At 49.6% G+C, this 12671-nt stretch carries 12 protein-coding genes; 9 read left to right on the top strand and 3 right to left on the bottom strand.

Annotation, left to right across the window (positions count from 1 at the left end; genetic code table 11):
• Positions 1-51: 51 nt before the first annotated feature.
• The 9 genes from AC1BI1_RS06090 to AC1BI1_RS06130 all read left to right on the top strand — a co-directional run bounded on the left by AC1BI1_RS06090 (position 52) and on the right by AC1BI1_RS06130 (position 10260).
• Positions 52-1389 (top strand): Wadjet anti-phage system protein JetA family protein, encoded by a 1338-nt coding sequence (locus AC1BI1_RS06090; protein ID WP_476716394.1) that lies wholly within the window; start codon positions 52-54, stop codon positions 1387-1389.
• Positions 1390-1395: 6 nt separating this feature from the next.
• A complete protein-coding gene (locus tag AC1BI1_RS06095; protein ID WP_476716395.1) occupies positions 1396-2022 on the top strand; it encodes a DUF4194 domain-containing protein in 627 nt (208 codons plus the stop codon).
• On the top strand, positions 2000-5362 hold the full coding sequence (locus tag AC1BI1_RS06100) for an ATP-binding protein (protein ID WP_476716396.1): 3363 nt from the start codon (positions 2000-2002) through the stop codon (positions 5360-5362). The genes AC1BI1_RS06095 and AC1BI1_RS06100 overlap by 23 nt, the downstream gene beginning before the upstream one ends.
• Complete coding sequence (locus tag AC1BI1_RS06105) at positions 5359-6648, top strand: Wadjet anti-phage system protein JetD domain-containing protein (RefSeq protein ID WP_476716397.1); 1290 nt, start codon at positions 5359-5361, stop codon at positions 6646-6648. The genes AC1BI1_RS06100 and AC1BI1_RS06105 overlap by 4 nt, the downstream gene beginning before the upstream one ends.
• 112 nt (positions 6649-6760) lie before the next feature.
• The gene (locus AC1BI1_RS06110) at positions 6761-7231 is read left to right on the top strand and encodes a hypothetical protein (RefSeq protein ID WP_476716398.1); all 471 of its coding nucleotides are present in this window, start codon (positions 6761-6763) and stop codon (positions 7229-7231) included.
• On the top strand, positions 7225-7845 hold the full coding sequence (locus AC1BI1_RS06115; protein WP_476716399.1) for an accessory gene regulator ArgB-like protein: 621 nt from the start codon (positions 7225-7227) through the stop codon (positions 7843-7845). Before AC1BI1_RS06110 ends, AC1BI1_RS06115 begins: the two co-directional genes overlap by 7 nt.
• A 19-nt stretch (positions 7846-7864) precedes the next feature.
• Positions 7865-7996 (top strand): cyclic lactone autoinducer peptide, encoded by a 132-nt coding sequence (locus AC1BI1_RS06120; RefSeq protein ID WP_476716400.1) that lies wholly within the window; start codon positions 7865-7867, stop codon positions 7994-7996.
• A 145-nt stretch (positions 7997-8141) separates the two neighbouring features.
• On the top strand, positions 8142-9818 hold the full coding sequence (locus tag AC1BI1_RS06125; protein ID WP_476716401.1) for a bifunctional diguanylate cyclase/phosphohydrolase: 1677 nt from the start codon (positions 8142-8144) through the stop codon (positions 9816-9818).
• Positions 9790-10260 (top strand): protease complex subunit PrcB family protein, encoded by a 471-nt coding sequence (locus AC1BI1_RS06130; RefSeq protein ID WP_476716402.1) that lies wholly within the window; start codon positions 9790-9792, stop codon positions 10258-10260. Before AC1BI1_RS06125 ends, AC1BI1_RS06130 begins: the two co-directional genes overlap by 29 nt.
• On the opposite strand, the gene AC1BI1_RS06135 is transcribed toward AC1BI1_RS06130, so the two are convergent.
• From AC1BI1_RS06135 to AC1BI1_RS06145, 3 genes are all read right to left on the bottom strand, one after another.
• Positions 10252-11460, bottom strand: a complete 1209-nt coding sequence (locus AC1BI1_RS06135) for a S8 family peptidase (RefSeq protein ID WP_476716403.1) — start codon at positions 11458-11460, stop codon at positions 10252-10254. The genes AC1BI1_RS06130 and AC1BI1_RS06135 overlap by 9 nt on opposite strands.
• A 71-nt stretch (positions 11461-11531) precedes the next feature.
• Positions 11532-11834, bottom strand: coding sequence for a LapA family protein (locus tag AC1BI1_RS06140; RefSeq protein WP_476716404.1), 303 nt, complete (start codon positions 11832-11834; stop codon positions 11532-11534).
• Positions 11835-11852: 18 nt separating this feature from the next.
• Entirely contained in the window at positions 11853-12632 is a 780-nt protein-coding gene (locus tag AC1BI1_RS06145) for a tRNA (adenine-N1)-methyltransferase (protein ID WP_476716405.1), read from the bottom strand.
• Positions 12633-12671 lie beyond the last annotated feature (39 nt).

Consider the following 12671-nt stretch of genomic DNA (forward strand, 5'->3'; position numbering starts at 1 on the left):
TTTAGCATCCTGGCCAGTCCGGCCAAGGAACTCTATGCGCGGGCTCTTTTTTTGCTGTACGACCTTTACTGCCACAACCTCTTCGGCATCCCCCGGGAAGCGGTGGTGGATTGCCTGACTCAGGAGCTGGAAGACCAGGCTTTGACCGACCTGCCTGAAGAGGTGCTGGCCGCAGAACTGGAAGTGGACAAAGGAGAATCGCCCCGCAATAAAGCCAGCGCTATTTTGAGGCGCCTGAAGGAAACCGGCTGGATCGATGTGGAAACGCGTCTGAACTTCGAGCAGTTCGTTAACCTGGCTGATTACTCCATCAAAGTACTGGATACCCTGGACAAGATACGTAAGCAGCGCCCTGCAGAATATCAAGGTTATGTATACGGTACTTATGCCGCTCTGAGTATAGAAGATGTAGAGCGCCAGGGGGCGCTGGCCCTGGAAGCTGCTTACGAACTGACTGAGGCGTTAATCCGAGAACTCAAATCTTTAAACCACAACATTAAAAAATACATGGAAAAGCTCTTGCAAGAAAAGCGACCCCAGGATGTTCTGGCTACCCATTTTCTGGAATACCAACCCCAGGTCCTGGATCGGAGCTACCATTACTTGAAAACTTCGGACAATGTCTCCCGCTACCGGCCGCGCATATTACAGCGCATTGAACAATGGCTTAAAGAGCCCAGCTGGGTGATGGAGGTTGCCCGCTCTGGGGTGCAAAGGGGAAAATACCAAAGCGAGGAAGAGGCTAAAGAAGAGATTTACCGGCAGCTCCACTTTATCCGGACCAGCTATTTGAATATGGACGACCTCCTGGAGGAAATCGACCGGCGCAATGCCCAATACGCCCGTGCCTCAGTAGAAAAGTTACGCTACCTTTTAAACAGCAGCCGGGATACAGAAGGGCAACTGGTAGAGCTTTTAAAATTTATGGGCTATCAACTCTGGAGCCAGCAATGGGCCAAAGATGAAAGCTTAAATGAAGAATGGCAGAGTCTCTTTTCCCTCTTTACCCAAGCCTATTTAGCGGAAGAATCCCTTTTCACCCCGCGCCAGAGAAAGCGCCTGCACCAGCCAGCCGAGCTCACCTTAGCCGATCTAACTCCCCGCCACAAGGCCCTTTATGTGGAAAAGGTCCTGCAAAACCTGGAAAGCCAGCTCACGCCCCCGCGTATAGAAGCTTATGTGAAAAGGATTCTAGAGGGCCGGCAGGCAATAACAGCAGCCGAGATGAAAATCGATACTATCGAAAGCTTTGTGCGCTTGATTTATATCGCTGCTTATGCCAGCCGTAAACGCAGCTTTTATACAGTAGAGTTTAGCAAGGAAAAGATCACTACCGCAGGAGGGCAATTTACCTTCCCCAATATTACCATACGCAAGAGGCGGGGTTAAAATAAAGTGGAATGGGTAGAAAAATACTTGAGTTTAAGCCCGCGGGAAAAGGAAGAATTTACCCGCATTGTAAACCACCTTTTATCCTGCACCTTCATCTGCAAAAGAAATGAAAATACCCGTCGCGCCTTCTACTTCGTGGAACGGCACGAAGCTATTTTCCAAGGGTACCTAAGCATTGCCGGGTGGGATCTTATAGTTGATAGAGTTCACGGCGTCTGCCAGGCTCTAAGCCGGTTGGGCACCAACCGGTTAAACCTTAACCTCATACAAAGTATTTTGCTTTTGATTTTGCGCCTTCTATATGAAGAAAAGCGCCGGGAACTGAGTATCGTCCAGGATATTCTGGCCCGCACCGAAGAGGTGCAGGAAAAATGCCTGGCCTTGAAGATTCAAACCCGGCCCCTGGATAAAAAGACTCTGCGGGAAACCTTTGCCCTATTTAAGAAATTTCAATTGGTGGAAATCCTGGATGAGGATATTACGGATCCCGAATGCCGCTTCCTCATCTACCCCACCGTGCTTATGGCTGTTCGCGTGGAAACCATCCAGGAGCTCTATAACCGTTTGACAGCTTATACCGCCGGGGAAGAGGGTGAAGAAAATAATAATGAAGATCCTGCGGAAGATTAAGCTCATCAACTGGCATTACTTTGCTAACGAAACCATTACTTTGCAGGGGAGCGCCCTTTTGACAGGAGAAAACGGCTCCGGAAAGTCCACCATCCTGGATGCCCTGCAATTCTTGCTGGTGGGCGACTCCCGCAAGGTGCGCTTTAACCAATCTGCCCATGCTGAGACCCGGCGGGACCTCAAAGGCTATCTTCGCTGCAAGACTGGACATGAAGGAAGCGGCGCCGAAGGCTATCTTCGCCATGACGACTTCACCTCTTATATAGTTCTGGAATTTTACGACACCCGTAAAAAACAGCCCTTTCTCCTGGGTACAGTTATAGACTCTTACGCTTCCGGGGAACACGACCCTCCCCGTTTTTTCAAAATAGAAGATTGTTCCCTAGAAGACTCCCTTTTCCTGGACGGCAACCGCCCCCGCAACTTTCGCGAACTCAAAGCCTACCTCTCCCGGCGGAAGGGAGCGGACTTTTACCATACAGGGGAACAATGGCGCACCCATCTCTTGGCCAAGCTCGGCCATTTGAGCGAGCGCTTCTTTTCCCTCTTGGTAAAGGCCTTGAGCTTTACTCCTATCACCAATATCCGCCAGTTCGTCTACGACTATATCCTGGAAGAAAATCCTATCAACATAGAGGCCATGCTGGATAATCTCCAGCAATACCGCCAGCTGGAAGCCCTGCTCGTTCAAACCCGGGAAAAAATAGCGCGCCTGGAGGAAATAAACAATAAATACCGGGAAATCCAGGAAGTCCAAAACTGGATCCGTGCCCAGGACTATATTATCCTGCGCGCCCGGGTGGAAGAAGGACGAGAAAAAATAACTTCTCTTGCCCAAAGGATAGAGGAGCTGGCTCTTCAAATAGGGAACACGGAAAAAAGGTTGGCCGAACTGGCTGACCTGGAAGACAAAAACCGTCATATCCTCGAAACTCTTATCGAGGCCCGGGCCCATAATGCTGTACGGGTAACCGTGGAACATTTGGAGAGGGAAATTCAAGAACTGGAAAAGCAGTGCCAACATTTGGCGGTCCAGGCAGCCCAGTTAATCCGTTGGGGACAAGCAGAGAAAGAGGATCTGGAAACTGCGTGGAAATTGGCGCGGGAACAGGCAAGCTGCCTGGGACTAGGTACATTAGACTTAAGGCCTTTGGAGGAGGCCCTGCCCTACTTTGAGGCCCTGGCCGCAGGCCAAGGGGTATCCCTTCCCGGCGAAGATTATTGGCGCAACCTGGCCTTAAGGCTTAAAGATCTGCAAGAGCAGGTAACCCAGCAGATCTTTCTTTACCAGCAAAAGCTTCAAGGGCTGGAAGCCGAGAAAGATCAGCTACAGGAAGAGCTGGAGAGCCTGCGCAAGTCCAAATTGGTTTACGATAAAAGCGTAACGGAGCTAAGAAAAGCTATTGCTGAAGAGGTAAAGCTGGGGGGAGAGCCTGTAGTACCCCAGATCTTATGTGAACTATTGGAAATACCCAATGAAAAGTGGCAAAATGCCGTGGAAGGTTATCTTAATACCCAGCGCTTCGATCTCCTGGTACCCCCGGAGGCCTTCGACCACGCCTTAAAGGTGTACGAAAAGAGGAAATATGAGCTGCGACTTTCCGGAGTGGGGCTGGTAAACACCGGCCAGGTGCTGCAATACCTGGATCAACCCATTGCCGGGAGCCTGGCGGAAGAAGTGGTGACGGATAACCCCTATGCTCGAGGCTATATCAACCGGCTCCTGGGCCAGGTTATGAAATGTGAAAGCGAGCAAGAATTAAAACGCCACCGCATAGCTATTACTCCTACTTGCATGACTTACCGCAATCATACTGCGCGGCAGATCAATTTTGAAGTGTACCGAGTTCCCTTTATCGGCCAGAGGGCCCTCAAGAAACAGAGGGAGCTTAAAGAAGCCCGCCTGGCCGAAGTCCTACAGGAAATAGCAGAACTGGAAGCAAAAAAAGCCCTCTGTAACAGCTTCTTAAACTGCACCGGCGACAAGGCCGAGCGCTACAGCCGCATGTGGGAGACCTGGATGGAGCTTGAGCAACTGCCCGGGCTGCAAGACAGGCTGGCAGCTAAAAGACAAGAACTATCCTTAATTGACCGCACTGAATTGGAAGAGCTGGAAGCCCGCATCCGGCAAATAAGAAAAGAAGGAGAAAACTTGCGGCAAGAACAAGAGCGCCTGCAGAAGCAGTTGGGTAGCTATCAGGCCGACCTCCGCCACCTTAAAGAGGAGGAAAAGGCCCGGCAAGAGGAATGCGCTGTGTTTATTCAACAACTGGAGCAATTTGCCCAAGAGGATCCCCAGGTAGCCAAAGCAGGAGAAAACCGCTACCAGGAAGAGCGCCGCAAAAAGAGCAACCGGGAAATTATAGATAACTTTTCCATCAACCGGGCAGGAAACTTGACCCGGGTGGAGCGCCTGAAGCGAGAGCTCATAGAACTCAAGACCGGTTACAATAATGCTTACCAGTTCGGCGGTGCTCCTGTAGCCGAAGATAATGCTGCCTATGAGGCCGAATACCGGAAGCTAGTGGAGAGCGAATTGCCGGAGTACGAAGAGCGCATAAGTCAGGCCCGAACAGCTGCTGAGCAGGAGTTCAAAGAGCACTTCGTTTACAAACTGCGCGAGCAAATCTATAGCGCCCGCCGGGCTTTTCAGGATCTCAATATAGTTCTAAACGGTATTACCTTCGGCCAGGACCGCTACCAGTTTGTTTACAGTCCTGCTAAAGACCTGGAAGACATCTATGCCATGATTATGGACCAGGGCCTGGAACAAGGCCTCTCCCTTTTCAGCCAGGTTTTCCAGGAAAAGCATAAGGCCGCCCTGGAAGAGCTTTTCTCCCAAATCCTGGAGGTTCCGGAAGAGGAGCAGGCTGAAAATATCCGGCGCTTTACTGATTACCGCACCTACCTGGACTATGATATCAAAATCTATCACCAGAACGGGGACGTATCCCTTTTCTCCAAAGTCTGCCGGGAAAAATCAGGCGGGGAAACCCAGACACCTTACTATGTAGCCATTGTAGCTTCTTTCCTCCAGCTTTATTGTTACAATACCTTGCCGGAGGACAGTATTCGCTTGGTCATGTTTGATGAAGCTTTCAACCGCATGGACAGCGACCGCATCGAGAACACCCTGCTGTTCATCAACAAGCTGGGCCTGCAGCTTCTGGCAGCCGCCCCTACCGAGAAATGTGAGCTCATTACTCCCCATGTACCTACCACCATCCTGGTCTTGCGGGAAGGCCACCATGCCTGGACAGTAGATTATCACCAGGCCCTTAAAACGTCCGAAACAGCGCTGGCCGAGGTGGCCGCCACAGAGGAGAAAGAAACGGCATGAAGGATTACCGCTCTTTAATCCTCAATGCCCTTCTGGACAAATATGAGCGCAGCAAACACTATACCGACCCCAGCCGGGCCACCCGGGGGATTTTCCTCCCTTACGATCGCCAGCACTTGCCCGACTATTGGATCGATACTACTGCCGATTTCCGGCTGGAGATAAACCGGGTCACCCAAGAGTTGGCGGCTCGAGGCCTTATCACCATCAAGTGGTCCCGCTTTGCCCAGGGACAGACGGTGGAAAAAGTGGCTCTTAACCTTGCGCAGGTAGCCGAGGCCTATGCCCTGGTGGGGCGTACCCCTCCCTGGAAAAAGGAAGACAAAATGCGTTCGGTAGCTTTAAGCTGGCTCCCCAAGTGGAAGCAAGGGGGTTTTTGGGGAGCTACCTTCCTGGAAAAGCTTCTTAGCGCCCTGGACCGCAAGGTACCCTTGCCGGCTGGGTGGCAGCTGGAGGAAGCAGAGCTCCTGGAGGAAGTCTGCCGGGTACTGGACGCCCTGCCCGGCTTAGTGGAAGAAGTGCCCCGCCGTATTTTCAGCCTCCGAGTCCTGGGCCACAGCAAGAGATTGGAAGAAATAGAAAGCCGTTTCTTGCGCGTAGTGCGGGAATTCTGGCCCGAAGGACAAGGTTTGGAAGACAAGGATGAGCTTCTGGCCGAGCTGGGCATTGTGCCCAATCCCCAACATATTTATATAGCCGGTCCCCTAATATTGAGTGGCCCCTCGGGCTCCCTGGACCTTTCTTTATTTTCGCCGGCTGTGGGCCTGCCGGTGGCCATGACCTTAACCCACCGGGTGACCGGTCTCAGGGCCAGCCGTATTATCACCGTGGAAAATCTGACGCCCTTTTACCTCTTGGCTTCCCAGGCCCCCTCTGACACCCTCTGCCTCTACCTGGGAGGGTACCCCAACCGCTCCCGCCGGGAGTTCTTGCGCCAGCTCTACACCTTGGCTCGCCAAAAAGGACAGGAGGTAGAATTCTACCATTGGGGCGACCTGGACCTAGGAGGCTTTCGCATCTTCCACCATCTCTGCAGCCGTTCGGGCATCCCCTTTAAACCCTACAAGATGGACCGGGAAACTTACCTACAACACCTGGCCTACGGCTTACCCTTTAATAAACAATACCGTGCCCAACTGGAAAACCTCCTCTGCCATCCCGGCTTTGCCTGCTTTCACGAGGTCATCCGGGAAATGTTACTGCAGGGCAAGCGTCTGGAACAGGAGAGTATTGCAGCGGTCATCTGTAATAGGCAAGTTAGAGCTGAAGGCCCTGAAAGTATGTAATTTGGGGATAACCAGCAGGCTAACTTCGCTTGTTTGGCAGGAGAAAAGGCTTTTCTGTCGAATTGAACTTTGTATGGAAAAGAAAAAATATCCAGCGGTTGAGGTATTTTAGATGTTTGAAGAAACCTTTCCCAGTATCTTATATGCTTTGCTCCTCCAGGATTTTCCCGAAAGCCTGGTTGAAACGATGGCGGTCTTTAGCCTTTTAAACCTGCGGATAAAAGATAGAAAAGTTTTGGCCATTGCCCTGTTACAGACCCTCACCAACCTGGTGCGCCTTTTGCCCATCGCGTTTGGCATGCATTCGGTAATTTTAATTTTGTCTTTAGCTGTGTATACCCGGCTTTTCACCCGAGCCCGACTGTCCAAGATATTTTTGGCCGTCCTGGTATGCTTTGCTCTCATAGCTACTGCCGAGCTAATTTACGCGCGACCTCTTTTAAACTTTACCGGGTTAGAATATGAGGAGGTCTTCGCCAATCCTTTTTTAAGAGCGGCCTTTGCCCTTCCCGATATAGTTGTATTGCTGGTTGTAGCCCTAGGCAAAAATTACTATAACCAAAAGAAGGGATTAAGTTGTTAAGGTTTAACCTGACCCGGCCGGCTGTAGCCTATCTAAAGGAGAACCTCAATTTAACTCCGGAGGAGGAGGAAATTGCCCTATATGGGCTGCAAGTTATCCTCTATCCTCTCATAGGCTTTCTATCCATCAGTCTGGTAGGTTGGCTTTTAGGCTGTCTATATACTACCCTGGCCGCTACCTTAACGGCGGCTTTTCTACGCCTGTGGTCTGGCGGGGCCCATAGCCGGTCTCCTCTAACCTGCACCCTGCTAGGGATAGTGGTTTCCCCAGCGCTAGGGAAAATATCGCTAGTATTGGCGCCTCTTTTGAACCCTTTTCACCTTTTCTTAATAGTTATCCTGGGTTCGCTTTTATCCTTGTTCTTCGTCTGGCACCTGGCTCCTGTGGATTCCCCAGCCAAACCCCTTCTTTCTTTGGAACACCGCCAGAGAATGTGGCGTTTATCCGTGATCAGCGTATTACTCATCGCTGCCGTACAAATTGCCTTGTTGGCTCTGACCGGGGCCACAGCCCTGGTCCTGGCCTTAAGCCTAGGTCTGTGGTGGCAAACCTTTACTTTGACCAGGGCGGGACATAGGTTTGCCACTTTCATAGACGAGATAATCTCGTTGTAATTAAAGGAGGTAAAAGAGGATGAAGCGTTTACTTTATCGCCTTTTGCCTGCTGTGTTCAGCTTTTTAGCCTTCGCGGCTGCTGTTGGGATTAAGCCTACTTGTTCTCTGTTATGGTATCAACCCGAGGTTCCCAGGTCCCTCCGCAAATAAAATACTCTTAAGAATACTCTGGTGCCGGGAAGCCCCGCCCTTCCCGGTAAGAAAAATTTTTTAGAATGTTGGGTGCTATCGAGTACAGTCCAGTAAAAGGGGAGGAGACATCTCAGCTTTAATTCTGTTAACGGGAGAATCGTCAATGCGCAAGTGGGAACAAAGAAGGTCACAGGAGATATCCGAGTATATTTTAGTTACCCACATTGTTAGCCTTTTAATTTTTCTTATGATCGTTTTTAGTTTTTATAATTTGCCCTTGGGACTAAGTTTACCTATATATCTACTCTTTCTTTTTGCCATATTTGTGATAGGTATTATGACATACACTGGCCGCAAGCTCTTACCCAAGATAACTTTTCTGGACCAACCCCAGATAGATGAGATTTTGCTCCTGGCCGTCATCTTCCCTTTGGCCTTTATCTTTCTCTGGTACAGTCATAATTTTTTCGGGGCCAAGGTCTTGATCCTGGTCCCCGCCATAATTGCTGCCACCACCTTTGGCAAGCTGTTGGGAACGGTGGCCGCTATCCTGGCCAGCGCCCTTCTTTTTTTCCTGGATTATAGGCTTCATCACTATTTATCTCCTGAAATTTTCCAGGCCAACTCCATCATAGCCAGCGTTATCATTCTCCTCGCCTGGCTGGTGGGCGGCCTGATGGAAATAGAGAGAAAAACCCAGGAGGATTTGCTTCAGCTGGCTGATTATGATCAATTAACCGGTCTGTACAACCACCGCTACTTACAAGAAAAGCTGGCCCTAACTTTAAAAAAAGCGGCAGCGGAAAATCTTCCCGTATCCTTTGCCTTATTAGACATAGATCAATTTAAGTACTTTAACACGGTTTACGGTTACCAAAAGGGAGACGAAATTTTAGCTAACATCGGGCAACTATTGCGGGAAGAAGTCAAAGAGCCGAGTTATGCTGCTCGCTACGGTACCGACGAATTTGCTCTCGTTTTTCCTGGAAAAGATAAGGATGAGGCTCTCACAGTAGCTGCGCACATAAAACAAAAAATGGTGAACCAGGCTACCCTTTGCTTGCTGGACAGCGAAAGGACACTGCCTTTTAAGCCCTTTACCATTGTTACCGGTTTAGCGAGCTACCCTGTTGACGGCGATGGAGTTTCGTCCCTGGTAAGGGCGGCAGAAAATGATTTATTTAGAGCCAAGTACGCCCAGGGTAATACTTACCTCTATTATTCTATAATAAGTCAGATCAGCACCTTAAAAGTCAAAGAGGCCTTCCCTACCCTCCAGGCCCTGGTAGCGCTGATAAATATCAAGGATCGCTACACCTTTGGCCATTCGGAAAGGGTTATGTCTTATTCTTTGGCCCTAGCGGAAAAATTATCCCTCTCCGAGGAAGAAAAAGATACTTTGCGCTATGGCGCCTATTTACACGACCTGGGCAAAATCGAAGTAGAGAATTCTGTTTTAAATAAGCCAGGGCCTTTAAATGAAAATGAATGGAAATTTATGCAAAATCATACAGTATGGGGTAGTGAAATGGTTAAACCTTTAGTATTTTTCCAAGAAATATCACAGATCATCCGCTCCCATCATGAAAACTACGATGGCTCAGGTTATCCGGATGGTTTGAAGGGAGAAAAAATCCCACTCCTTGCCCGCATCGTGCGACTGGCCGACAGCTTCGATGCCATGACTACGGACCGCCCTTACAGAAAAGCACTCGGGTATTCCGAAGCCAGCCAAGAGTTGCAAAGGCACGCGGGTACTTATTATGATCCCCTCTTACTAGGTCCTTTTCTCGAAGCGGTAAAAGAAGTATATGAAAAGCGTGAGACTTACTCGGAATAGGGGGATAGGGGTGTCCGGCCCAAAAAGATCTGCTTCTATACCTTTCCGTCTCCTGCCCAATCCTGGTTCCTGGGCAATACCTTCTCAGGAAGCGCTATTCTTGGTACTTACTAAAGAAAACTACCAAAAATATTACCCTGCAGCCCCTCAAGGAGCAGACTTCATCCAAAACATATATTTACTTGCCTGTTGGGGGATAAAACCTAACCCCGGTTATCAGATTTCACTTTCGCAGGTAACCCAATCAGATCGGGAAGTTATTATAACAATAAATTTTATAGAGCCGGAACCCCCTAAATTTTATCCCCAGGTTGCGACCCGCCCTCTAATCGTGGCTGAGGTAGCTAAAGCTGCTTTATCTCCCCGCGGACTGCTAACCTTTATCTTTATAGCAGAAAAGGGCCTGGAACTAGCTCGCCTTAAAACTAATGTTTCATCGTAAAGCTTTGTAGGCGTTAACCCGTCCTACAGGCGGCTCAAAGCCTACTGCGGGATCAACCCCTGCCTCGATCCTTTCCCTTACCTCCGCATTGCTCAAGCCAGGATACTTGGCCCACACTAAAGCTGCTATCCCGGCCACGTACGGGCTGGCCATAGAGGTTCCTGACAGGTAGTCGTAGCCCAGGGCTATGCCATAATTATGAATATAATTGTCGTGGTTGGGGGTGGTAGAAAAGATGTTTAAACCCGGCGCGGCAATGTCCACCCAAGGCCCATAATTTGAAAAAAACGCGCGGCTGTCGTTTTCGTCGGTAGCCCCTACCGCGATGGAATTGGAATAAAAAGCGGGATAAAAAGGAGCCGAGGAATTATCATTGCCTGCCGCGGCAACCAGGACCACTCCCTGGCTCCAGGCATAATTGATAGCTTTTTCTAATACCCTGGAGGGCTGGTTGCCGCCGGCGCTAATATTTATGACTTTGGCTCCATTTTTCGTGGCCCAGACAATACCTTTAGCCAGCCAGCTATAGTAACCGCTTCCGTCATCGCCCAGTACCTTAACGTTCATAAGGGCAGATTTAAAGCCTATACCGGCCACCCCTTTCCCGTTATTGGTGGCTGCCGCAGCAATTCCTGCTACATGGGTACCATGGCCGAATTTATCGTCCACCGTTCTGCTGGGCGTAAAATTGGCGTTGGCTACTATTTGGTCAGCCAGGTCTTCATGATCCTGGTCAATTCCTGTATCTAAAATGGCGATTTTTACTTTCCGGCTCCCTTTTGTTACTTCCCAGGCATCCGGTGCTTGAACCTTGGCCATTCCCCATTGTTTTCCAAAATAGAGATCATTAGGAACAAAAACAGCGCGGGCTATGTAATCTGGCTCGGCAAATTCCACATGGGGACTGCGGCTGTAATTGGCTACCTTCTCCAGAGCTTTGTCCTTTGCTACTTTAACTACTTCGATTCCTATCTCAGGGATAGCATCAATTACCTGGCCATTATTTTGACCATGTACCCTATCCTTAACGGCTTTAGGTATTGCAGGTTTAAATTTAACGAGAATTTGATCTGAAGCAGGCGTGTCTCCCTGGCCGGGGGTTGGAAAGAGACTGGGAGCTGCAAAACCGCTAGTAGAAGCAAATAGTAAAGCCAAAATGAGGCCTACAGCTAAAAGTAAACGTGTTAATAATTTTCGCATGCCCTGATCTCTCCTTTCTGTGAGATATTCTTAAGACATTTTTTCATTAGATTGAGACGGCCTAGAAAGATTTATCCCTCCCTTCCTAAAGACCTGGGCATCCCGGATTCTTCTGCACCATTTAAAACAGCGGGTTGTTCAAGCTGACCAGTTTTCTCCCTGGACTGCTTACGTCGGTCCTTAAAGTGCCGCAAGATACCCAAAAACACCATAATCAGGGCTCCTGCTAAAGCCGAAGCAAAAATTACTATGACCAAAGATACCTGAGGGAATTTCCAAATCAAAAAATAAATATCCACCGGTACCGCATTTTGTACGGCGAAAATAGCTATAAGCAAAGTAAAAATTAAGGCCAGCAAGCCATAGAACTGCATTTTAAAGCTCCTTTCCTGCTATTCTCCCCTGCTTAGCTTGCGCGCAAAAGTGAGAAAGCCGGTGTGGCCCACCATGCGGTGTTCGGGCCTTACAGCCCGGCCTTCTACATACCAGCCTCTAAGCATCACTTCTACGGTCTCGACCAAACCAAAAGTACCCACCTCCCGCAGAGCCGTAACAAAACTTCGCACTTGCATAATAGATGGGAGGTAGGAACACACAATGCCTCCGGGGATAAGAGCATTGTACACAGTCTCCACTGCCCGCCAGGGCTCCGGCACATCCAGGATCACGCGGTCAAACCCTGCTTCGACAGTTGGCTCGTAAATGTCCCCGAGCCTCAGTTCGAGAAAAGGGGGCAGCTCGCCAAAATAGGCTTTAATGTTTTCCATAGCCCAGTCCAGCATATCCTGGCGCACATCGTAAGCTACTATTTTCCCGGCAGCACCTACCTGCCTCAGTACGGCGAGCAGAAGCGCCCCGCTCCCCACGCCTCCTAGCAAAACTCGAGCACCGGGGAAGACATCTGCCCATACCATAATAATACCTAAATCCTTGGGGTAAATGATACCGCTTTTGCGCGGCATCTTAATTATATAGTCCGAGAGAGTCGGATAAAAAACATAGAGCTTCTTCCCAACCGAAGTTTTGACAACGCTGCCGGGTTCGCGGCCTAACACGTTATCGTGTTCAATGTATCCCCAATGTGTATCCAGACGCCCGCCCGGGGTTAGACGCTGCAAGAATTGAACACGGTGATCAGCGAAAATAACTAGTTCCCCTTCTTTAAAAGCCAAAATTACCAGCTCCCTCTCCGACCTAACAAAAAGGCCCAT

It is taken from the genome of Thermanaeromonas sp. DSM 22490, assembly GCF_056378755.1.

Excerpts from the sequence above, each read along its gene's own strand:
- AC1BI1_RS06110 (WP_476716398.1), top strand. The coding sequence starts at position 6,761 with ATGTTTGAAGAAACCTTTCCCAGTATCTTATATGCTTTGCTCCTCCAG.
- AC1BI1_RS06140 (WP_476716404.1), bottom strand. The coding sequence starts at position 11,834 with ATGCAGTTCTATGGCTTGCTGGCCTTAATTTTTACTTTGCTTATAGCT.
- AC1BI1_RS06125 (WP_476716401.1), top strand. The coding sequence starts at position 8,142 with ATGCGCAAGTGGGAACAAAGAAGGTCACAGGAGATATCCGAGTATATT.
- AC1BI1_RS06105 (WP_476716397.1), top strand. The coding sequence starts at position 5,359 with ATGAAGGATTACCGCTCTTTAATCCTCAATGCCCTTCTGGACAAATAT.
- AC1BI1_RS06130 (WP_476716402.1), top strand. The coding sequence starts at position 9,790 with ATGAAAAGCGTGAGACTTACTCGGAATAGGGGGATAGGGGTGTCCGGC.
- AC1BI1_RS06120 (WP_476716400.1), top strand. The coding sequence starts at position 7,865 with ATGAAGCGTTTACTTTATCGCCTTTTGCCTGCTGTGTTCAGCTTTTTA.
- AC1BI1_RS06135 (WP_476716403.1), bottom strand. The coding sequence starts at position 11,460 with ATGCGAAAATTATTAACACGTTTACTTTTAGCTGTAGGCCTCATTTTG.
- AC1BI1_RS06100 (WP_476716396.1), top strand. The coding sequence starts at position 2,000 with ATGAAGATCCTGCGGAAGATTAAGCTCATCAACTGGCATTACTTTGCT.